The sequence below is a fragment of the Fictibacillus barbaricus genome (assembly GCF_014635025.1).
GTDB lineage: Bacteria > Bacillota > Bacilli > Bacillales > Fictibacillaceae > Fictibacillus > Fictibacillus barbaricus.
This window is the reverse complement of the sequence record NZ_BMCE01000005.1, coordinates 23,955-46,585: the sequence shown is the minus strand read 5'-3', so window position 1 is coordinate 46,585 and position 22,631 is coordinate 23,955. Positions and strand designations below refer to the sequence as shown.

Here is a 22,631-nt window from a genome sequence, read left to right as displayed (position 1 = left end):
AATTATAGTTCCAGTTATTTTCTTGCGTCAACACTTTGATTTACAAATTTTTCGACAAATTTCCCGGAAAATAAAAAGACCTCTGCTCACAGCAAAGGTTTTACTTAAGTCGGAATGAAGCTTTATCAATGATTTCTACGTCAGATCTTTTCTTTATTTCTCTCATTAATTGGAAAAGGGCTAAATCCTTTTTCTTGGATTCAATCATGCAGTGCATTTCGTCTACACTGCCTTTCACTTCTTTTAAAAAATCAAAAAACATATCGACATCAACAAAATCGGCGTGATTTCTGAATTGCTTTTCACTCTTTGGGCTGGAAATATGCATCTTTAACGGGAGGGGTGACGTTTTCCATGTATCTACAACACGCGTCCAATGCTGTGTCCAGTTTTCGTCATGATGGTATGCAAGATGATGATGGTAATCAAAGACGAGGGGAATTTGAAGCTTTTCACAGAGATAAAGGGCATCAGCCATTGTAAAGGACGTATCATCATTCTCAAGCATAATCATTTTCTGGATCAGCACAGGGACGCTTCCCCAGTTTTGCACAAACCTTTCGAGTGCAACATCCGTCTCTTTATAGTTCCCGCCCACGTGCATAACACATCTATGGACAGTATCGATTCCCATGTTTTTCAACAGCTTATAATGCAGCTTAAGTGTCTTTAGTGAGTTTTTTAGAATCTCTTTTTTGGGAGAGTTGATCAGCACAAAATGATCGGGATGAAAATCAAGTCTCATGTTATGCTGCTTTGCGTATTGTCCCATTTCGTGAAGGGCATCCGTTAAGGGACTGATATAATCCCAGTCGAGCAGTTCACTGTGATTCGCTAACGGAATGATCCTAGATGTCATTCGATAAAAGGTAACATCATTTGCCACAGCATGCTTTAACACTCTGAGTGTATTGGTTATATTGGCAAGCGATATCCGCTCTAATTTTCTTAATCCTGCTTCTCTATTTTGCAGCTGGCTGAATTGTTTAAAAGTCATCGTTTTTGATGGAGATGCATTTTTAAGTTCCATGCTCATCGCAACAAATCCAAGTTTAATAATGGTCATCTGTCACACCTCGTTTCATCGTTAACAGTATGACCCTGTTGCTTGCGATTTTAACCAAGCTCTTTATGTAGATCTAGGCATTTAGGAATTAGAACGGGTCGTCTGATTGAAGAGAAAATGACCAAGAATGCGAGGTGAGTTTTCCCGTTTTCTTGAGCAATAACTAGGTAATGTGGAGAAATTCTTCTTTCTAATTCGGCATTCAAGAAATTTAACCGATAATCCGGCGAGATTAAGTCATATTCCAGCGAGTTTCACACTTATTCCAGCGAGTTTCACACTTATTCCGGCGAGTTTTGTTCATATATCGGCGAGTTTACAAAAATCTCCACAATTCGACTCATCCGACCTCACTCCCACCAATAAAAAATCACCCGAATGCCTTCTCAAGCACTCGAGTGATCCCATCTAAAAACTATTAAGCTGCTTTCTCAGCGTTCTTTTTCTTTTTACGTTTAAACAGGTTTCCGATATTAGCGAGCATTTCGTAGATGACCGGTACTACAACCAATGTAAGAAGGGTTGATACCGATAGACCGCCGATAACTACGATCGCTAAACTCTTTGAAACCAGGCTGCCGCTTTCTCCGCCAAACATTAACGGCAGCATCGCGCAGATCGTTGCAACAGCTGTCATCAAAATCGGACGAAGACGGGTTGAACCCGCTTCTAATATAGATTCTCGTACACTTAATCCTTTATCACGCTGCTGCTGAACACGGTCGATAAAAACGATCGCGTTAGTTACTACGATACCGATCAGCATCAATGCACCAATCAGTGATGAGATATCTACTGGAATGCGTGTGATAACTAGCGCTAGAATCGCACCAACTGCTGCAAAAGGAAGCGAGAAAAGAATCGCAAACGGTGCACGCGCCTGGCCAAACGTAATGACCATGATCAAGTAAACGATAAGAATAGCTGCTCCCATCGTTAAGAAGAGGTCCATAAACTGTTCGTTCATCTCTTCGCCGACGCCGCCTAAAGCAACAGAAACACCTGCTGGTTTCTCAATTTCTTTTAAGATAGCCGCAACATCTGCATTTACTTTTTTTACATTTTGATCTGTGATGATTCCTGTTACTTGAAGATATTCTTTGCTATCTTTACGGAAGATCTGTGACTTTGCAGGCTGAAGCTTTAAATCCGCTACATCTTTTAACGCCACAGGTCCTGTTACCGGGGAAAGAATAGTAGTGTCTAATAAATCATCCCGATCTTTTACATCACTTAAATCATAGCTCATCATAACAGGCAGCTTGATGTCATCAATTGTAATCTGTCCGACAGGACTATTTCCTGTTAACCCTCTTACCTGCTGAGCAACCTCTGCAGGTGTTAAGCCTGCTGCCTGTGCTTTACTCTGATCAACATTCAACACCCATTCATTCTTTAGGTCTTCATTATTGGATTGAACATTCTCAAGTCCTTTTACATCCTTTAATTCAGCTGTCAGTTTTTCAGCCATAGGCGCAAGGTCGGATTGTTTTTCCGAAGTGATGTTAAGCGTAATAGCATCAGAGCTTCCACCCATCATACTCGCCATTCCGGCTGAAATAGTAGCTGGCGCATATTCTTTCTCTAACGCTTTTATATCTTCTACAAACTTTTCAGTGTCAGCTCCTTTTTCCATCTTTGCAACAAGTGTTGCCTTGTTATTCCCTTGTGCTGCTCCCCATTGTGCCATTTCACTTGAAACACCAACCTGTGAATAACTAGCGGCCACATCATCAGCGTTATTGATATATTCCTCCAGTTTGTATGTTCCTGCTTTTACTGTATCGAGAGATGTATCTTCAGGATATTCGATACTTACATTTACCATGCTTTCATCTGCAGAAGCCATAGACCCCGCTGGCATCACAACGTAAAGTGCGATCGATCCAGCGAATAAAACCATACAGATTCCGCTTATGATCCATTTATGATTCAGTGACCAATTCAAGATGTTTAAGTACCGTTTTGGCGGTTTTGTTGTGTGTTCTTTAACATTTTTCAGCATTTTATAGCTCATGAGCGGTACAACCGTAAGAGCTACAAGTAAGGATGCTAATAGAGAATAGACCATTGTTAATGCAAAGGGTAAGAAGAATACGCCTAGAGCACCCTCAACCAGACCTACCGGTAAAAATACAGCAATGGTAGTGATCGTTGATGAAGTGATGGCTTTTGCTACTTCTCTTACTGAATCGACGATCAGCTCTTTTGATCGCTCACCCGTTTGCAAACGACGGAAGATATTTTCAATAACTACGATACTGTCATCTACTAATCGTCCAACCGCTACTGCCAGACCGCCGAGCGTTAAAACGTTCAGTGTGATTCCAGATTGATGCAACAAGAATAATGTTAAACAGATCGAAAGCGGAATACTGATAACCGCAATAACGGTGGATTTAAAATGTCTCAAAAACAATAGAATGACTACAGAAGCAAACAATGCTCCTAAAGCTACCTCTTTTGCCATACTCATGACAGAATCATAAACAGAATCTGAGGTTGCATAAAAAACATTAAGTTTAAACGCATCGCCATACTGTTTATTGATTTCTTTCATTTTTTCACGAACATCATCGCCAATTTGAACAGCGTTTGCGCTTCCTTCTTTTGTTACGGACATGTACATCGCATCTTTTCCATCGACATGTGTGAAGGATTCTAGGCGCTGCTCATCTTGTAAGTCAGCTACATCTTTCAATAACACACCTGGAGCTACAGAGATGTTTTTCCAAGCTTCTAAATCTTTCATTTCTCCTACTACTCGCAGCGTGTTCGTTTTGTCTTCTAAGGTCACATCTCCTGTTGGCAATGAAACGTCTTTTCCTTGTAGAGCAGCCATGATCTGTGGAGCCGCTACTTTTTTCTCAAGAAGCTTCTTGCTGTCAAGTTGCAGCGTGATCTCGCGAGTGGCTTTTCCGTATAACGCCACATCAGAAACGCCTTCAACACCTTCAAGCTGCGGAATAACCTCTTCTTCAATCAGTTTATAATCTTCAGTTGTAAAAGCACCGTCTTTATTTACCGTTAGATCCATGATTGGGATCATCGATGTATTTAATTGAACAACGTATGGCTTATTAACCCCTTCAGGCAGCGGGAAGCTATTCGTCTTTCGCTCAACCTCGGCTGCTGCCTCTTTCATGTCTGAATCCATATCAAAGGTAAGATCAATCTTAGATATTCCTTGCCCAGATACTGATGTGACGGTATCAACACCTTTTATATTGCGAAGGTCTTGTTCCATCGGTTCAGTAATGGTGTCAGTCATCGTTTCCGAATCCATGCCATCCGCTAATGTCGTAACAGTAACCATTGGATTGTCTATGCTCGGTAAAAACTCCATCGGTAAACGCTGTCCTGCATAAACCCCTAATGCAGAGATCAACAAACACATAATTACGATAGCTGAGCGGTTCTTTAACGAAAACCAAGTCAGTTTCAACATTTCCCTTCCTCCATCCCCTGCTGCCTTAAGTAGTACAAAAGGCTTGCTATTAAATTCAATACTTGGATATTGTAGTACGCACATTAAGGGAAAACAAGTAATATCTTTAAAAATTTACCAAATATACAAAAATAGAAAAAATCCTACAAAAAACCGCCCTCAAACGTCGAGGGCAGTTTACAAACTCCATTAAATTTACGGTAAATATCTTTTAGCACCTACATATGTCTCTTTCCAGTATTTCGTGTTCAGCGATTGGATCCGAACACCTTTAGAAGTGGCTGCGATAAACTCTTTATTTCCCATATAGATTCCTACAAAAGATACATTCTTACTGTTTGTTTTAAAGAAAACAAGATCACCTAATCTTTCTTTCCCTTTTGCAACTGAACTGCCGCCCTTATATTGTTCCGCGGAGGTTCTTGGTAAGTTCTTGTTGACTACTGTTGTTTTAAAAATATATTTTGTAAAACCTGATGCATCAAAACCTTTTGGTGTCGTGCCACCCCATTTGAAAGGAGTGCCTTTATAAAGCTTAGCCGTTTCCGTAACTTCTTGGTCGTAGGATGGAGATGCTTTAGCCGCCGACACACCGCCTAGGATTAACATGGCAGCGAGCCCTAATGAAACAAATGCAACAAGAATACGTTTCATGTGTAAACATCCTCTCTTATTTTAACTGCTTCACTTTATTAGTCGCCGGGCTAAAAGACAAAGTTACTATTTCTCCATAAGAAAAAGACTGCAAATTGCAGCCTTATTCGACAACCTATTGATAGTGGTAAAGATTTGTTCCTATAACTCCTTCAATAGGTTTATCCATTTGGTAAGGTCCCATTGAATCTAGTTTTGCATTATTAAACTTTACTGATTCATACCCATAACTTTCAGCAGTTAATAGAATAGCGTCAATCATCATTTGATCTTCTATGTTTTCAGCAGAAAGCAGAAGTGAGTCTGGGAACGTAATTTCAACATAATCTTTTGTTATTTCTTTTACTTCTAGTTGAATGTCTTCCGGCAACAGCGGCTTGAGCCCACGCTCTTGTTCATCATCCATCATTTCAAGGGCGTCCTCAAACTCCTTTGGCATAGAATCTGCCTCTTGCCCCGTTGAAAACAGACTGACAATAAATGCATCTGTTGTCGATGCGTCGTAACGGTAGTGAGGAGCTCCTGGAACGTTTAGTGGCAATTCAGAAACAGTACCGAAACGTGGAAATTCATACCCTTTTTCTCCGTTCATTCGGAACTCCACTTTTGCCTTTTGCCCTTCATTCGCAAATGTCATTGAAATTAATGCCTGTAATAGCGGTTCCTCTGATTCATTAATCGATCCCGCTGGTAAGTCGACAATGACCGTTTCTTCTTCTTCCGTAATTTTAGCTTTCACCAAGGGGCTATCTGCTAAACCAGCATCATTTGGTTTAAACTTTCCAAGCTGTTCTTTTACTTTTTCTACATAATAATCTTTGTCTGTCATAAAGCTAACTGGTATAACGAGCTGTGCCTGCTCATCAAGATAACCCACCGTTACCCAGTCTTTATTTGATTCAATATCTTTTTTTAATAATGGTACATGGTATGCCACGGGTGTTTCTGTTTTCATGATACCGACTGTACCTTGATCATCATCTGAAGCAGAATCTTGTATCAATTTCGCTTCCGTCCCACCATCGTGTTTTGACATTTTGGCACTCTCCATCTGTCCGCCATTCTTCATGAGATCAGGTACAAACATGCCAAACAACACGAGCGCACAAGCTGTTGCAAGTGCAGGCAGACTCCAAGTGGGAAGTCTTTTTCCTTTATACTCTTTATATTCAATCTTTGCCTGAACCTTTAGAAAAAGCTCTTGCTTAGATTGGCGATCTTTTATAGGGGGCAAATTTTTAAGATGCTGTTCAAGTTTATCGTCATTCCATTTAATTGGTTCCATCTTTCAATTCCTCCTCCAGGCCCGGTTGCTGATCCAGCCATTTGCGCAATTCTTTTATAGCCCGGTGCTGGGTGGTCTTCACTTTACTTTCGGTCCAACTCAATATTTGCGCAGTTTCTGAGATCGATAATGATTGAATGTACCGAAGTACAAGCACTTGCTGCTGATCCAGTGAACAGCGTTTCATCATTGTATATAAATCTCGATAAGACTCTTTCTTTGCAACTAACTCTTCTGGAAGGGGATCCTGGTCTTGCAGCACATTTTCACTCTCTTTTATATCAAAGAAAAGAAATCGTTTGTTGCGTCTTGATTGTTTTCTAAGCCAGTCAATGGCCACGTGCCTGGCGATAGAATACAGCCATGTTTTTTCTGAACTCTTGCCTTCAAAACTTTCATACGCGTTTAATACCCGGATATAAACTTCTTGTACAAGATCCTCTGCCGATTCACGGTTTCGGACCATATAAAAAAGAAATTGAAACAACGCTGTATGATATTCATCGTACAACCGGTCGAACGTTTCTTTCACTTCGGATGGCCCCCTGTCTCTATCTAAATATGTAGTCGTATATACTCATAAAAAAGTTACATTACAATCATGTTACTCCTTAGTCTACTCCTATTTTTTATATCTTGATAGGACCATTTTGTCGATAATTAACAACAAAAGGGGTACTTCTTAGACAAAACCAGCCATGCAATCAAAAAGACACCATACGTATGGTGTCTTGATGCTTTATCCATTTTTAACATAGCTTAAAAACATTTCTTCTATTGTATCCCAGGCATTTCGATACTGTTCTTCCTCACCTAAGAACGAATAATGAAGAACATTGCCATCACGAACCGCCCAAAAGATACGTGATATATTTTGTGGATCTAAATCCTTGTTAATCTCTCCTGCACTTTGGCCTTCTACAATAATCTTTTCAATAAAATCAATAAATCTATTATACCTTGCTACGAGAATTGATCTTAAATCATCTTGCCTGGAACCATAAAGCCAGAACTCGATGTACACACGCATGGTTTGCTGATCATCCTCTTTTAACTCCTGCTTTTTAAAGCGTTTGAATAAGTTAGCAAGTTTCGCATTAGCACTTGTAAGAGAAGCGTTCTCTTGTTCCATATCTTCAAAGAAACGATCTGTACGCTGTTTTAGCAGCTGCAGATAGATTTCTTCTTTACTTGTAAAATAATTGTAGATAGCACCTTTACTAATGTTAGAGTCTTTTACAATATCATCAATAATCGTTGCTTGATATCCTTTTTCTCCGAAACATTTTAAGGCACTCTCAAGAATATGGTTTCGTTTCTCTTCTTTATACTGAGCTGAAACTTTAGGCATGATGTATCCTCCATTTATGAAACGTATTCACATTCAAGTATAGCAGAGTTTTCAGTCTATTTCGGAAAAAGTTTTCATGGCTTGTGTTTCGCTAGATACTTTTATAGGGCGTTCCATATGCACTTGTTCGACGAAGGTTGTAAATCCTTTTTCTGTTAATAATCGATTTAAAGCGTTATCTTTTTTAGGAATATTCATCGTTATTTTTCTCACAGCCGTATCTTCAGAAGTAAAGGCTCTTTCAATAAGTGAAGAGACTGCTTCCTCTTCTCGTGAATGATGCGCACCGATTACACACTGGTAGAGTACAATAGCCGCAAGCTCCCCAGTTTCTTTATATCCTCTTTTATAAACCGCATAACCCAAAGGTGTATTATTATCCATAGCTATTAAGCATGTAAAGTCTTTTAAACTTGGAAATTGTGTCTGCCATGCTGTGACAGGCTCATAAAAGGATAGATTTTGTATGTCACGCATACTTACTTCATTAACTGTTATATCTTTGCTCGTTTCTATAAAATTAGACATCACACCTTCATGCTGAAGAAAAATTAGCTCTTCAAACGTCTGATAGCCCATTTTTTTATACAGTTTGATCGCTGCTTCATTTTCTTTAATTGCTTCAAGACGTGCAATCTCTACATCAAGCTCTTCATAAATATTTAGACAAACAGAGATCAACTTTTTACCGATACCCATCCCTCTAAAATCTGGTGCGATCGCTGTACCGCCGTTCCATACATAACGTTTCCCATTAATTGTTCGAAAGCTATTTAACACAAATCCTGCCAGTCTACCATCATAAACGGCTACAACTGAGTTTTCTAAGGAGATGCCTTCCCCCGTTACTTTTTGCAAAAATCGAGATAGATCCATAGTCATATCAGAGTAATAATGTTTCCATGCTTCATTCCATAAAGAGATCGCTTCGTTAAAAGATAATTCGCTAAAACGTTTAATGACTAACACCACAATCACTCCTTAGATAACATTTTAAAAACGACTGGTCATTTTATTTAATTTTATTAAAGTATTCGGAAAATGGCTAACAAAATCGTTCGACAAACTTACAAACAAAAAAGCTGACTTCCCCTGGGATAAGTCAGCTTCCAAAATATTATTATTCTTCCTTAAACAGCATTTTAAAGTGCTCGTAATATTCTTCTATCTTTCGGTCCTCTTGTTTTAAGAAATCATTCATTTCTTTTTCTGACGATAGCTTTAAAGCCTTTTCACCAAATTCACTAATATCATCTAATACACCTGATGTCTTCTCACCAATCTCTACATCTTCCTTTAAAAGTTGTGCGATTTCTGTCAGCCGGTTTAGTTGTTCTTTACTAGCATTCTTTTTTAGGCTGATCTCTTCCAGCATTAAGTAAATAATCTGTGCTCTCTCTTTGGTCTGTGTTTTCATAAGATCACTCCTCTTTTTACTAGTTCCCCACCATATATTTTATAAACTGTTTTATTTATCCCACTTTTGGGTAAATCAAGGGTAATATCCTAAGAAAGGAAGAGTGCTGTGGCGAAAAGAACAGAGCTTCGTCAAAGAAAGAAACGCTCCCGCTGGATTCGGCGAACGGCTATTATAACTCTTATTTTTTTCTTATCCAGTGTGACATTTGGAGGCGCCATGATCTACGCTTATGTAAACGGTACTCCGAAATTAACAGATGCTGATTTACAAGATCCTCAATCATCTATGATCTTTGACATGAATGATGAATTTGTTACTTATGTAACCGGTTCTGAACGACGAGAATATACAAATATCGAGGATATTCCAAAACTTGTACAGCAAGCATTCATCTCTACAGAGGATGTACGCTTTAAAGACCACAGGGGAGTTGATGTGAAACGCATCCTAGGAGCTGCAGTTGCAAATATTCAAGATGGATTTGGTGCTGAAGGTGCGAGTACGATTACACAGCAAGTCGTAAAAAACAGTGTTCTATCATCAGACAAAACGATTGAGCGTAAAGTACAAGAAGCTTATCTCGCGATTCAATTAGAACAAAAGTACTCCAAAGATGAGATATTAGAGATGTACTTAAACAAGATTTATTTTGGCGGAGGTGCGTATGGTGTTGCGACTGCCTCAAAAACATACTTTAATAAACCGCTGAAAGACCTGACACCAGCTGAAGCAGCTCTTCTAGCTGGACTGCCTCAAAGACCGAGCAGCTACGACCCTTTTCTCCATCCAAAGGCTGCTGAGGAAAGACGTAATACTGTACTGCAGCTTATGTATAAAAACGGTGCGATCACAAAGAAACAAAAAGATGAGGCAGTCAGGACCTCAGTCACCGATTCACTCGTAAAAGAAAAATCAAAACGTCTAAAATTTGACTCTTTTGTCCAGCGAGTGATAGAAGAATTAAAGGAAAAAGGGATATCAGAACGAGCGATCTATGAAGGCGGTTTAAAAATCTATACAACCCTTGATCCAAAAGCACAAGCGCATACTGAAAAAGTATTGTCTACAGAGGAATATGTAAAATACCCCAACGACAAATTTAAAGCAGGTGTAGCTCTTCTTGATACGAAGACTGGAGTGGTTCGTGCTTTAGGCGGAAACCGTACAAGCGGCGAACAAGATATCGAAAAAGGATTTAACTATGCTACAGATATTACACGCCAGCCGGGCTCCACAATCAAACCGATCTTGGATTACGGACCAGCCATTGAAAAGCTAAAATGGTCCACCTATAAACAGATAAAAGATGAAGAGTTGGAAATCGACGGATGGGAAGCAGGAAACTGGGACGATGAGTTTCATGGTGATGTTTCGATGCGTGAAGCACTCGTCATGTCTTATAACATCCCAGCAATCAAAACCTTTATGGAAGTTGGTTCAGAAGATGCGGTTAACTTTGCCAAGCAGTTAGGGATTCCTATTGAAACTGCTCATCCCGCTTATGCAATCGGCGGGTTCAAGCATGGTCCATCTCCACTTGAACTTGCAGGAGCTTATACAGCATTCGGGAATCAAGGTATATATCACAAACCTACGACTCTTCGTAAAGTAACATTTCCTGACGGATATGAAACAAAATACGAATCAAAGCCTGTTGCAGCTATGCATGATTACACAGCTTATATGATCACCGATATGCTAAAAGATGTTGTAAAACGCGGAACCGGAACTTTAGCTGCTATCCCTGGCCTTGAAGTTGCCGGAAAGACAGGGACCACTAACTTGCCAGAAGGTATAAACATTGAAAAAGGCTCAAGTGATTCCTGGTTTGCAGGTTTTACAACAAATTATACTGCAGCTGTTTGGACAGGATATGACAAAACTACGGCAGAAACCTATTTGACGCCTGAAGACCAAAAGATCGCTAAGTATATCTTCAAATCAATCGTTGGTGAAGTATCAAAAGATAAGCAAACGGCAGCATTTAAAAAGCCCGAATCTGTTGAAGAAATATACATCAATAAAGATACTGGATATATCACAAAAAACAAGACAGGACCTAACATAGCTAAAGAGCTCATCGTAAAAGGTACCTCCTTAAAAGATCTTACAGCTCCAGTTAAAGTGAAGACAGCACCAAAGAAAACAGAACCTAAAAATCAAGAGAAAAAGCTGAATGATAAGGATAAGAAAGCAGAAGAAAATGAAAAAGAAATAGAAAAAGAAGAAGAGAAAGAGACGCAGAAAGAAGACGAGCAAAATACGGAGCCGCCTCCAGCAAAACCAAAAGATGATGATGAAGGAGATCCTCCACCACCACAAGACGATAATCCGGATGACCCAGGTACAGACCCTGAACCTGAGGAGCCTCCAACAGAACCTGAGGAACCTGAAGAACCTGAGCCAGAACCGGATACTCCACCTACTGAACCACCTCCGGAAGAAGAAGATACAACCGGAACAGGAACTGGAGCAGGAACAGCAGGTACATCAACGAGTACGCAAACTACTGATTAAAAAAAAGAGTAACCCCCATGATACTGGCGGGTTACTCTTTTTCTATGAACTCATATAAAAAGGATTCACTATCACGATAAAACCTAGGATCATAAATTCCGAGTTTCTCCTCTTCTTCAACCACTACAACAAACGGTGACCAATCATAAAGAGTCGCTGCACGCGGATTTTCTTCAAATAACGGTTCTAAGTCCGCTTCTTCACTTGAGACTAAGTGATGCTTCAATTTTGGTTCTATAAAAATACTATCTTTGACGATCTCAACTTCACTGTCTTTTTTACCGATCACATGGAATTGTGTAGGAACAAAACCAGCCGCTAAAGCGACTTCGTCATACTTTTCTTTTGCATCATTGTATAGTACATACCCTTGTATAGATTGAATGGCAACGTGAGCAATCATCAACAGCCATACCGCTCTGAAAACTTTGTAACGGTTTGTTTCTTCTTTCTTTCTGGAAACAATAAACCCAGCAAGCATGAAAAACCAAAATACAAAATCAACGATTGGTATCGTACCAAACGTTACACGATAACTAGAGAAAGGCTCGATATATCCTGTTCCCCATGTATTGAATAAATCACTCGTATCATGAATAAATACAGCAAGCAGAGCCCAGTAAAAAAGCCTCCGATCTTTTACCTTAAATAAAACCCGGTTCAGGAAATAGATAATAAGCCCCCATACAGGAATAAGGAAAAAAGAATGCGTCAATCCTCTGTGCCACATCTGCTGCATAATCCGACCTGTTTCCGTAAGGTTTACCACGACATCAATATCAGGTATCTGGCTTCCGACTATGGTGGTAAATAACAAAGCTTTTTTATGAGATTTATCCATGTGCATTTTATTAGCAGTGCCAAATAGCGTTAAACCAAATAATGTGTGTGTTACGGTATCCATATGGTCCTCTTTACTTCCTTTTTTCTTTTATGTTAACGAAAAAAAGAACTTCTGTCTTGGCAGAAGCTCTTTTTCCATTCCATTATTTCCTAAGATAATTTCCGGGGAAATTCGACTTTATTTCCTAATGCTCTACACTTCTTGTTTATACAGGCTAATCCCTTTATTAACAAGGAATTTTTCAATCTGCTGCTTGTGATGCTGATCATGTTTAATCATACCCTTAATATATTCACATAATGTGATCATCCGATTTCCCATATGAATTTTTTCCTGCCAGATTACACTTGGAATCTCATCCAGTTTTTTAGATAGAACAAGACGGCATTCAATTACTTCATCAATCAATTGATTTTTGGAGATTCCTGACCTTGCTTCATTAGCAGCTATTCTATTAATTTCTTCTACTTCACCTTTTTTAGGTGAAATGGTTGATCCTTTTAAAAAATATATAAATCTCTCATCCCACACAAAAACATCCCATGCTTTAATATGAGCAATGATTTCCCCAGTTGACCACTTTCCAATCTTAATTGGTTCTAGCCAACAGGACTCTGGCATCTCCTTTAACTGTTCCAGCCAATTCGTAAAATCTCTGTATGCTTTTAATACTTCACTCATCCGTTTGTCCTCCTCTGCATATAAAAATTTTCGTTTTTATTAGGATTTTGTCCCTGTCACTCTTCCTCCTGGGACATACACTATGATGAAAGCATAAGGCACAAGAAAGAAGGAGGACTTACAGCATGTTTGGAAAGAGACAAAAACAACAACGTAACTTGGGCTACCCAGGATACGGGTATGGTGGTTATGGATGCTCTCCATGTGGTTATGGTGGTTATGGCTATGGCGGTTACGGGTACGGCGGTGGCGGAGCGTTCGCTCTAATTGTAGTGCTTTTTATCCTTCTCATCATCATCGGTGCGTCGTTGAGATAATATCCCTGAAAAGGGCAGGAGGATGAACTCTTGCCTTTTTTATTACCTTATATCTCAAGTTCATGAAGAAACTCGATTGAAAGCTCACTACTTTTTTGTGTTTTCCCCTTTTTTCCTTCCTGACAGTTGTTCTCCTGCCCGCTTAATTCGTTTAGCCATAAATTTAAACGGCAAAAATTGACTGCTGCAAAGCTTTAGACCGGGTAGAGGACAAGCCAAGGTGCTAGTCCCGAGCTGCACATTATCTTTTAAAATGTATGGCAGAACATCCCCTATTTGTCGCTTTTCTTTTTTTATTCTTTTTATCATTAGACGAACAAAGGCCTCCCTTTTATTCAAAAGAGAGGCCAGTTTTATAATTCGATTATTTGCGGTTCATGTTCTTCAGTATTCATGAGTCTGATCAAGCTGGGTTTTATCTCAAGCAGGATATAATTTAGATCGTTTGGACCTTCGAAATAATGTTTCATTTGTTCTGACCAATACTTTTCTTTTAATCCTTGATCATCCCTAATCGTTGCTGTACCTTCTATCTCAAGATAAGGATCTCCATACTCCTCACCTTCATAACCTACTAATAAGTGAACATTCGGATTTTCCTTAATTTCTTCGGCTTTATGTGTCTCGATACTCGTTGGTGTGTAGAATGTAAGCTCATCATGATAAAAAGTCATATATCTGGAATGCGGTTTGTTCTTCTTAACACTCGCTAGTACTCCTGTTTGTCTCTTTTCTAATACTTCTAGTACTTTATTTTTGGTTTGCTCTTTATCCATTTCATTCATCCACTCCTTTAAATAAGCTCCTTAATCTCTACCTTTTAGGATGGAAAATAAAACATCATGTTATGCACGGATATGGTTAGCCGAGCGGAATTCAGGGTTTTTAATCAAATAGGTTAGCTATACAGCAGCATTCGCCAAGCTTTCTTTTTCTATTGTATCCATGAAATCTTGCACCACTTTATTATTATTTTTATTTCCTGCGATCTTTAGCATCACTTTACCTAAGAAGTTAATGCCTTTGTTATATCCTTCATATTGAAACCGAGTCGTTGATTCATCTATTTTTGATAAAGTAAAAGCTATTTGTATTTCAAATGCTTTAGCCAAATTGAAACCGATCCGTAAGTGTTTTTTATCTTCTGTATTCTCGTAGGCTAACGTTTCAACGATGTACGTTTCTATTCGGCGCCCTTCTTTGTAAGATTGCTTATATGTAGAGCCTACCACCCCTTCTTTCTTTTCAATAGGCGTGTGTTCTACGACATTCGGCATGATCCTCCTTATGTTTTCATCAGCAAAAAGCTCCCAGACTTTTTCAATGTTGACCGGTATTGTTTTTTCTTCATTCCAAGTTAGCATTTGTCTTCCTCCTCTTTTCCCCATTGCAAGAATTGATCGATCTCATCTATCGTACTGTTCAAATCAGCTATCTTTCTTTGAATGTCCCGCCTTTTTTGTAAAAGAATATTTTCAAGGTTTTCAAATGACTCATCTTCTATTACAGTTAGCATCTCTTGAATCGTGAAATTAAATTTTCTTAAATTCACTAAAATCATAGCCACTAAATAGGAACCGTTATCGTAATACCGGTAATTATTATTCGGATCGATATAGGCAGGTTCAAGGAGTTGAACCTCTGCATAATACCTGAGTGTTTCTTTACTTAGACCAGTCATTTCCGAGAATTCACTAACTTTATACATGGATCATTCACCACCTGCCATTCCATCATAAACCGTGTTGTGCACCACAGAGTCAAATCATTTCTGTTTTGATATAGTCTTCCTCAAGAAGCGGATTTATCCTTTTATAAAATGGAATTCATTTAGCAAAACCAAATGTAAACGTAAAAAGGAGGCATACAGATGGAGTTTAAAAATTTCGAGGAATTCTGGCCATATTATCTTTCCCAGCACAGCAAACCTTCCACGAGAGCGTGGCACTTTGTCGGCACTTCGTTTGTTTTTATATTTATCCTATTAGCTGTAATAAAAAGTCCTTGGTTCTTATTAGAAGCACCTTTAGTGGCATATGGGATCGCATGGTTCAGCCACTTTTTTATTGAGGGAAACAAACCGGCTACGTTCGGTCTTCCCGTTTGGTCACTTCGGGCAGATTTTCGTATGTATCGAATGATATTATTCGGTCAGCTGGGAAAAGAGTTTAATAAACTCTCAAGTCATAAAAGCATGTAAAAACCCCCATTTTCATATGGGGGTTCTCTATCAACCAAATTGAGCTGCATGCAGTCTGCTATAGACGCCTTTTGATACTAGCAGGTCATGATGATTTCCCTGTTCTGCAATTCCTTCATCTGTCACAACCATGATTCGATCCGCATTCTTAATCGTAGCTAGTCTATGGGCTATGACTAATGTCGTTCTTCCTTCTGTAAGCTCCTCTAAAGCTTTTTGAATAGCAACCTCTGTTTCTGTATCTAAAGCAGAGGTGGCTTCATCTAAAATTAAGATCGGCGGGTTCTTTAAGAACATACGGGCAATAGCGAGCCTCTGTTTCTGACCGCCAGAAAGCTTCACTCCTCTTTCACCAATCACCGTTTCAAGCCCTTGTGGCTGATTCTTAATGAAGTCATCGAGACGTGCCCGTTGTGCTGCTTCCATGATTTCAGCATCAGATGCGTCTAAGTTACCATAGGCTATGTTCTCTCTGATTGACCCTGAGAAGAGAAAAACATCCTGCTGAACAATACCAATCTGTTTTCTTAATGATTCTAGCTTCATTTCCTTAATATCAATGCCATCAATTGTAATGGATCCATCTTGGATATCGTAAAAACGAGGGAGCAAGCTGCATAGTGTCGTTTTACCGGCACCAGATGGACCTACAAACGCTACAGTCTCACCAGATTGAATAGATAAACTGATACGATTCAACACCTTATTGTGACCTTCATATCCAAATGTCACATCTTTGTATTGAATGGCACCATGTAAGTCAATCTCAATAGCATCTTCAGAATCGGCAATATCCGGTTCCGTATCCATGATTTCAGTAAATCGTTTAAAACCTGCTATACCTTTTGGATAACTTTCGATGACTGCGTTAATCTTTTGAATTGGTCCGATTAATATATTCGAAAGTAGGATAAAGGCTACAAATTGTCCGTATGTTAATTCCCCTGAAATCACAAAAAACGTACCAAACAACAAGGTGAAAAGAGTAACCAGCCTCATCAATACATAGTTAGACATTACGTTCTGAGCCATGATCTTGTAAGATTGCAGCTTGGTTAAACGATAGTTTTGATTGTTCTTCTCAAACTTTTTCTGTTCATATTTTTCGTTTGCAAACGCCTGTACAACCCGGATCCCGCCAATACTGTCCTCAACTCTTGAATTAATCTCTGCGACATCTTGAAACATTTTCCTAAACGTAACGGTCATCTTTTTGTTAAAGTAGATTGCCAATATAATAAGAAGAGGAATGACAACAAAAGAGAGTACAGCTAGCTTCCAGTTGATCGTTAGCATCAGTCCAAATGATCCGACCAACGTCATCACTGCGACAAAAACATCTTCTGGTCCGTGATGGGCCACTTCTCCGATCTCTTCCAGATCTTTTGTAAGCCGGGAGATGCTATGCCCAGTTTTGTTGTTGTCATAATACCCGAACGAAAGCTTTTGCATATGCGTAAACAATTGCTGGCGCATGTCTGTCTCAATGTTAATACCGAGCTTATGCCCCCAATAGGTTACAACAAAATGCAGACCTGTATTTAAGAGATAGACTAGCAATAAACCCAGACAGGCTAATGAAATGATTTCCCAGTTTCCTTCTGGAAGCAGACGGTCTATTACTTGATTAACTGCTAAAGGGAATGCCAATTCTAAGATCCCGACAAGAATGGCGCATGTAAAATCGAGTATGAACAACCATTTATAAGGTCTATAGTATGAAAAAAATCTGGCTAACAAGAGTAGACCTCCTTCTGTATTATTTAGAGTTAGTAAACTTAATTGAAATTCATTCTCAATTATACAGAATAGAAGTGTTTTGTACAATCTGGAGAATCTCCTATTACATTTTTTCCAAAAAAACTGTATCGCTGTTCAGAAATAATAAGTTGTTATTTTTATTACTTCAAACACATATAACACCGTTCTAAAAAAGGAGCGGTGTTATAACATAGTTGTTTAATTTTTATCGCCTTAAATAAATTTCTCTAAAAATTGATAAGAATAAGGCTGGTTGAAAACATGTTTTTATTTGCACCCGTTTGTGGAATAACTCATTACAGGAATGCTGCCCGATTAAAGTAAGATCAAGTTAAAAAAAGAGACTCAAAAACTACTTCTGTAGAGACATATTTACTGCTTCAAGAGCATGGATATTAGCTGTATCAAATAGAGGAACAGTCACATCCTCTGGTTTTATTAATAATCCAATTTCTGTACAGCCTAAGATAATTCCTTCAGCCCCATTTCTGATTAGATCTTGGATAACCTTCTTATAATAATCTCTTGATGTTTGTTGAACCTTACCTAAACATAACTCTTCATAAATTATTTTATTTACATTTTCTCTTTCCTCTTTATTTGGTACCATAACCTTTATATCATTAGACTCTAAACGTGTGCTAAAAAAGTCTTGCTCCATTGTATATCTTGTACCAAGTAATCCAACGGTGTTAATTCCTTGCTCTTTGATTTTATAAGCTGTTGCATCTGCAATATGTAAAATAGGTATACTTATTTTCTCCTGTATATCATCTATTACTTTGTGCATGGTATTGGTACAAATAACAATAAAATCCGCACCTCCTTTTTCTAGAGAAAGTGCAATATCACCTAATGTTTTACCTGCTTTTTCCCAATCTCCTACTGATTGAAAATGCTCAATTTCTTCAAAGTCAACGCTGTATAGAAGGCACTTTGCAGAATGTAGGCCTCCTAATCGCTTTTTTACTTCTTCATTAATAATTCGATAATACACAGCAGATGATTCCCAACTCATTCCACCAATAAGTCCAATAACCTTCATGTAAATCCCCCAATATTCATTTGTAATTTACCTTCTCTAACAAGAATATGACTTCAGATTTTAAAAGAGACCTTTTTACAGATTTGCACCCGTTTGTTTAATAAGTTAGAACGCCACCAAATCTCGGCGACTACTATTATTCGTTTCTATTATTGATGATCGCAAGGATCTGATGATCTTCCCACTTCCCGTTTATCATCACATATTTCTTTGCAATTCCCTCTTTTTGAAATCCTGTCTTCTCCAATATTTTGATAGATCCTATATTATGGGGCATTACCCCGGCTTCAATTCGGTGGAGCTTTAGTTGATCGAATCCAAAGTCTACAATAGATTTAAGAGCTTCTGTCATATATCCCTTTCCGTTCTGATCTTTATCAAGAGAGTATCCTACCATGCCCCTTTGGGCGGGACCTCTTTCGATCTTAAACAAACTAATTTGTCCGATTAGCCTATGAGATTCATTAAGGTAGATGCCAAAGGAGTATCCTAAATCGTTTTCCCTGCTTTCCTCAATCGTCTCCATCCTTTTCAATTGCCCTTCTAAGGTATAAAACTCCGAATCTCTATTAATAGAATATTGACTAAAAAACTCTTTGTTCTTTATTTCAAGTTCCAATATGGATGTTGCATCACTAATATTTAGCGGTTTTAAATAAATATTCATACCCTTCATCATCTAGCCTCCCAGTAGTAATCCTATAAAACCCGTCCTATTAGTTCAATAAGAAAGGGCACTTCTCCTTCTTAAAGAAATGCACCCGATTGTTGAATTTAAATTTTTATAAACATGAGTTAAATAAAAAATTCGTTTAATCCCTATACTGTCCCAAGGAACGATATTTCCCAGCAGTCCTCATTACTTTCATCAAGCCTTCTACATAGGACTATAATGTGTAATTTGGTATACTATGAGAGAAAAGTTTAATCATTTCAAATATTTCCATTACAAAGTAACTTGAATATTGATGTGGTAATTGAATATTGTAGAGGCCTAAATCTATAAAAGAGATAAAATATAAGGGAGTGGAGATATTTGGATGTGAATATATCTAAAATTGATTATCGTCAGATTATGGAGTTCTCACTTGATCCATTAATTATTCATACAGATCTTAAAATAATCGATATTAATCATGCAGCAGAAAAATTTTTTAGAGCTAAAAAAGAAAGTATCATTGGAGCAAGTCCTTTGGATATATTTCAGGAAACCGCAAAGATAGCAATAGAAAAAAGAATACAGTCAGCATACTTACAACCAGCAAAAGTCATAGAAGAAACGATATATCGAATGGATGGAACAACAGTTGACGTTGAGTTATATTGCCATCCTGTACAAATAGGAGATACCACAGCCATCCAGACTTATGTAAAAGATATTACGGATAGAAAAAAGACCGAGAAAAAGCAAGTAGAAATAATAAAACAAATAAATGAACTTTCTGCAACAATTGTTCCTCTTTCAAATGAAATTGCGGTGCTTCCCCTGGTAGGAGCCATTGATGAAGATAGGGCAAGAATGCTTTTGGAGGTCTTGCCGAATAAGGTTCAACAACAAAATGTAAAATATTTAATTATTGATTTCTCTAGTATTTATAAGATAGACCATATGGTAACAGATTATCTATTTAAAATTCATAACATAATGTCATTGCTCGGAGTGCGTTCGATTATTACGGGTATAAGACCCGAGCTAGCTTTAATTGCTATTAATATAGATAATAGGTTAACTTCAACATCAACAATGGCAACTGTAAAAGATGCACTGTATTCATTAGGTATGAATTTTAAATATTGATTATTCTATTTTTCAAGAGTAATAGTCTTGCATTTTGCAAGACTTTTTTATTTCATCAAAAATGGAAGGTTAGGTTGCTTAAGTATTTGAATCTTTAATATTAACACTCCTATTTCATCAACAAACTTGTACGTTACTTATAAAGGTTCCTAATAATTTCAGAAATGCACCCGTTTTTTAATAAGCAGAATCCTTTATTCATGAGTAACCCAACATTCGTTTGTCTTGCTGTTCAAGCACAAGAGGCCATGCTTGTTTATGCTGGTCCCTCGACTCTTCATCAGGAAATCCAGTATGCGTAAGGGTGAGTTGTGTACCATTGCCTTTAGGTTGAAGTTCAACCGTAACGACCGTTTCAGCTCCATTTGTTCCCCCAGTCCCAGTAACCCATGTTAATTCGACGAAACGGTCTTGTTCAAGTCTAAGAAACCGTCCGTAATGAGGATGACGTTTTTCTTCAAAGATCGTTTCAAAGAAGAAAACCGTGTTGACTTCTCCTTTCATTAACAATGTTCCAGGGGCCGCAAACCAAAGATCAAACTGCTTCGTCCATGCTTGGAATAGTATATCAGGCGAAGCATCCATTTGAATTTCCACCGTAAGGCTTAACTGTCTTGTTGAAAGGTCTGGGATAGTAATAGGCTTCATCTTATAATCCTCCAATTCAATTTATAAATATCTACTTTCAATAAATTTTATCATCCATTGTTGCTTCTTCTTAAACTACTCGCCCTATACTTCAATAAAAAAAGTGCTTTCTCCTTCTTGAAGAAATGCACCCTGATTGTTGATAAGATTATAGTTAGGTAGCTTAATATCTAATCAAAGTATTTTAAATCGTTCGATGTTTGGATTAATAATCGAATTCCTTTTTGTATTTGTTCCTCATTAGCATAAGAATAGCTGAGTCTAATCCATGAACCCATCCTTCCCTGAGTGTCACATATAATACCAGGAACAAAGGTGAGCGAATGTTTTATGGATGATTTAAGTAATTGATCTACTGCTAGCCCTTCAGGCATCTCCACCCACAAGGTAAACCCTCCTCCAGGACTAGTCCACTTCCATGAGGTATCATTTAGCTCTCTTTCCATTATTTCTTTTCTTAAATAAAGCGCTGTTCTAAGTTTTGAAAGATGAATCTGCATACGCTCAGAAAAGAAATAGAGCAGAAAAATCTTTTGATCTAACAAAGAGGTCCCATTATCGGCAAGAGATTTCGCGATGATGAGATTCTTCATTAAAGGATGTTTACACACTACAACTGCGATACGTAATCCCGGTGAAACGTATTTACTAAAACCACGGATATAGATGACATAACCTTCCGTGTCAAACGTATAAATGGGAAGCGGCGGCTTGCCCTTAAAGTAGATATCTCGAAAAGGATCGTCTTCGATGATTACACATTTATATTCCTCTGCTAGTTCTACTAGGCGTTTTCTTTGAACAACAGGTACAGTATAACCTGTTGGATTATGGAATGTTGGGTTCACATAAAAGAGGCGTGGCCGATAATTCTTCATGTAGTGTTCAAGTTCTGATAAATCATATCCGGATGGCCCGATTTCCACTCCCACTATATTTGCACCATACTGTCTAAAGATATCGATTGCTGTGCTATAAGTAGGTCTTTCAACAAGGATTGTATCTTTTGGTTGAATTAGAGTCTTTGCTAAAAGATCGATAGCTTGCTGAGCTCCTGAAGTAATTAAAAGTTCATCTTGGGATGCATAAAAACGGTACGTTTTAAGTAAATAACTAGAAAATGCGTATCTAAGCTCGTCATCTCCTTGGACGTTTGAATATGTACCAAGTACTTTGGGATAGAGATCGAACACTTTCTTTACATATTCAGAAAAATACTTATTTGGCAGGAGACCTGGATCGATCAGGGCTTTTGAGAATTGGTATGCTGCGGGCACCTGGTGGATGGTCGATAAGTGATTATTTTCTACATAAGTTGAGATGGTTCTTCCCTCATTCTCCTTTAAAACCTTCTCTGGTCCAACAAAATAACCTGATTTATCCTTTACGTATAAAATCTCATCCTCTTTTAATAATTGAAATGCCTTTAAAACCGTTAGTCGATGGACTTTAAACTCTTTTGCTAAAGCCCGAACAGAGGGAAGTTTATCATATTCTTTCCATTCTCCCCGTTTTATTTGGTGTACTACATAATCATAGACTTGTTTGTACAACTCCTTAGAAGCATTCTTTCTCACTGGTCTCCCCTCCTTATTT

The 22,631-nt window shown here is 38.2% G+C and carries 23 protein-coding genes; 4 read left to right on the top strand and 19 right to left on the bottom strand.

What is annotated here, in order from left to right:
* Positions 1-100: 100 nt before the first annotated feature.
* From uvsE to IEV52_RS20230, 8 genes are all read right to left on the bottom strand, one after another.
* Entirely contained in the window at positions 101-1,066 is a 966-nt protein-coding gene (uvsE, locus tag IEV52_RS20265) for a UV DNA damage repair endonuclease UvsE (protein ID WP_188404410.1), read from the bottom strand.
* A gap of 418 nt (positions 1,067-1,484) precedes the next feature.
* Entirely contained in the window at positions 1,485-4,514 is a 3,030-nt protein-coding gene (locus IEV52_RS20260) for an efflux RND transporter permease subunit (protein WP_188404409.1), read from the bottom strand.
* 195 nt (positions 4,515-4,709) lie between these two features.
* A complete protein-coding gene (locus IEV52_RS20255; RefSeq protein ID WP_188404408.1) occupies positions 4,710-5,168 on the bottom strand; it encodes a C40 family peptidase in 459 nt (152 codons plus the stop codon).
* Positions 5,169-5,283: 115 nt separating this feature from the next.
* Positions 5,284-6,453, bottom strand: a complete 1,170-nt coding sequence (locus IEV52_RS20250) for a hypothetical protein (protein ID WP_188404407.1) — start codon at positions 6,451-6,453, stop codon at positions 5,284-5,286.
* Positions 6,440-6,985 carry an RNA polymerase sigma factor SigX gene (gene sigX, locus IEV52_RS20245; RefSeq protein ID WP_188404406.1) on the bottom strand — a complete coding sequence of 182 codons (546 nt, stop codon included), beginning with the start codon at positions 6,983-6,985 and terminating at the stop codon, positions 6,440-6,442. Before sigX ends, IEV52_RS20250 begins: the two co-directional genes overlap by 14 nt.
* Before the next feature lie 207 nt (positions 6,986-7,192).
* Positions 7,193-7,804, bottom strand: coding sequence for a TetR/AcrR family transcriptional regulator (locus tag IEV52_RS20240; RefSeq protein WP_188404405.1), 612 nt, complete (start codon positions 7,802-7,804; stop codon positions 7,193-7,195).
* Positions 7,805-7,855: 51 nt separating this feature from the next.
* Positions 7,856-8,773 (bottom strand): GNAT family N-acetyltransferase, encoded by a 918-nt coding sequence (locus IEV52_RS20235; protein WP_188404404.1) that lies wholly within the window; start codon positions 8,771-8,773, stop codon positions 7,856-7,858.
* Positions 8,774-8,924: 151 nt separating this feature from the next.
* On the bottom strand, positions 8,925-9,221 hold the full coding sequence (locus tag IEV52_RS20230; RefSeq protein WP_188404403.1) for a hypothetical protein: 297 nt from the start codon (positions 9,219-9,221) through the stop codon (positions 8,925-8,927).
* Positions 9,222-9,329: 108 nt separating this feature from the next.
* Between IEV52_RS20230 and IEV52_RS20225 the strand changes: the two genes are divergently transcribed.
* Positions 9,330-11,741 carry a transglycosylase domain-containing protein gene (locus tag IEV52_RS20225; RefSeq protein ID WP_188404402.1) on the top strand — a complete coding sequence of 804 codons (2,412 nt, stop codon included), beginning with the start codon at positions 9,330-9,332 and terminating at the stop codon, positions 11,739-11,741.
* A gap of 31 nt (positions 11,742-11,772) precedes the next feature.
* On the opposite strand, the gene IEV52_RS20220 is transcribed toward IEV52_RS20225, so the two are convergent.
* Both IEV52_RS20220 and IEV52_RS20215 read right to left on the bottom strand, forming a co-directional pair.
* Positions 11,773-12,645, bottom strand: coding sequence for a metal-dependent hydrolase (locus IEV52_RS20220; protein ID WP_188404401.1), 873 nt, complete (start codon positions 12,643-12,645; stop codon positions 11,773-11,775).
* Positions 12,646-12,777: 132 nt separating this feature from the next.
* Positions 12,778-13,266: a DinB family protein gene (locus IEV52_RS20215; RefSeq protein WP_188404400.1), complete on the bottom strand. Its 489-nt coding sequence runs from the start codon at positions 13,264-13,266 to the stop codon at positions 12,778-12,780.
* Between the two features lie 125 nt (positions 13,267-13,391).
* Between IEV52_RS20215 and IEV52_RS20210 the strand changes: the two genes are divergently transcribed.
* Positions 13,392-13,583: a YjcZ family sporulation protein gene (locus IEV52_RS20210; RefSeq protein ID WP_188404399.1), complete on the top strand. Its 192-nt coding sequence runs from the start codon at positions 13,392-13,394 to the stop codon at positions 13,581-13,583.
* Positions 13,584-13,670: 87 nt separating this feature from the next.
* Here IEV52_RS20210 and IEV52_RS20205 read toward each other — a convergent pair whose 3' ends face one another.
* The 4 genes from IEV52_RS20205 to IEV52_RS20190 all read right to left on the bottom strand — a co-directional run bounded on the left by IEV52_RS20205 (position 13,671) and on the right by IEV52_RS20190 (position 15,291).
* Entirely contained in the window at positions 13,671-13,892 is a 222-nt protein-coding gene (locus IEV52_RS20205; protein ID WP_188404398.1) for a hypothetical protein, read from the bottom strand.
* 44 nt (positions 13,893-13,936) lie between these two features.
* Positions 13,937-14,359 (bottom strand): pyridoxamine 5'-phosphate oxidase family protein, encoded by a 423-nt coding sequence (locus IEV52_RS20200; RefSeq protein ID WP_188404441.1) that lies wholly within the window; start codon positions 14,357-14,359, stop codon positions 13,937-13,939.
* A 126-nt stretch (positions 14,360-14,485) separates the two neighbouring features.
* Positions 14,486-14,947 carry an SRPBCC family protein gene (locus IEV52_RS20195; protein ID WP_188404397.1) on the bottom strand — a complete coding sequence of 154 codons (462 nt, stop codon included), beginning with the start codon at positions 14,945-14,947 and terminating at the stop codon, positions 14,486-14,488.
* Positions 14,941-15,291: a MerR family transcriptional regulator gene (locus IEV52_RS20190; protein WP_188404396.1), complete on the bottom strand. Its 351-nt coding sequence runs from the start codon at positions 15,289-15,291 to the stop codon at positions 14,941-14,943. Before IEV52_RS20190 ends, IEV52_RS20195 begins: the two co-directional genes overlap by 7 nt.
* Before the next feature lie 162 nt (positions 15,292-15,453).
* Between IEV52_RS20190 and IEV52_RS20185 the strand changes: the two genes are divergently transcribed.
* Complete coding sequence (locus IEV52_RS20185; protein ID WP_188404395.1) at positions 15,454-15,783, top strand: Mpo1-like protein; 330 nt, start codon at positions 15,454-15,456, stop codon at positions 15,781-15,783.
* A gap of 30 nt (positions 15,784-15,813) precedes the next feature.
* Here IEV52_RS20185 and IEV52_RS20180 read toward each other — a convergent pair whose 3' ends face one another.
* From IEV52_RS20180 to IEV52_RS20170, 3 genes are all read right to left on the bottom strand, one after another.
* Entirely contained in the window at positions 15,814-17,523 is a 1,710-nt protein-coding gene (locus IEV52_RS20180) for an ABC transporter ATP-binding protein (RefSeq protein WP_188404394.1), read from the bottom strand.
* 373 nt (positions 17,524-17,896) lie between these two features.
* Positions 17,897-18,589 carry an aspartate/glutamate racemase family protein gene (locus IEV52_RS20175; protein WP_188404393.1) on the bottom strand — a complete coding sequence of 231 codons (693 nt, stop codon included), beginning with the start codon at positions 18,587-18,589 and terminating at the stop codon, positions 17,897-17,899.
* A gap of 136 nt (positions 18,590-18,725) precedes the next feature.
* The gene (locus IEV52_RS20170) at positions 18,726-19,268 is read right to left on the bottom strand and encodes a GNAT family N-acetyltransferase (RefSeq protein WP_188404392.1); all 543 of its coding nucleotides are present in this window, start codon (positions 19,266-19,268) and stop codon (positions 18,726-18,728) included.
* Positions 19,269-19,631: 363 nt separating this feature from the next.
* Here IEV52_RS20170 and IEV52_RS20165 point away from each other — a divergent pair, with 363 nt between their 5' ends.
* Entirely contained in the window at positions 19,632-20,387 is a 756-nt protein-coding gene (locus IEV52_RS20165) for a PAS domain S-box protein (protein WP_308464587.1), read from the top strand.
* A gap of 198 nt (positions 20,388-20,585) precedes the next feature.
* Here IEV52_RS20165 and IEV52_RS20160 read toward each other — a convergent pair whose 3' ends face one another.
* A complete protein-coding gene (locus IEV52_RS20160) occupies positions 20,586-21,035 on the bottom strand; it encodes an SRPBCC family protein (protein WP_188404390.1) in 450 nt (149 codons plus the stop codon).
* A 170-nt stretch (positions 21,036-21,205) separates the two neighbouring features.
* Positions 21,206-22,612, bottom strand: coding sequence for an aminotransferase-like domain-containing protein (locus IEV52_RS20155; RefSeq protein WP_188404389.1), 1,407 nt, complete (start codon positions 22,610-22,612; stop codon positions 21,206-21,208).
* Positions 22,613-22,631: the final 19 nt, after the last annotated feature.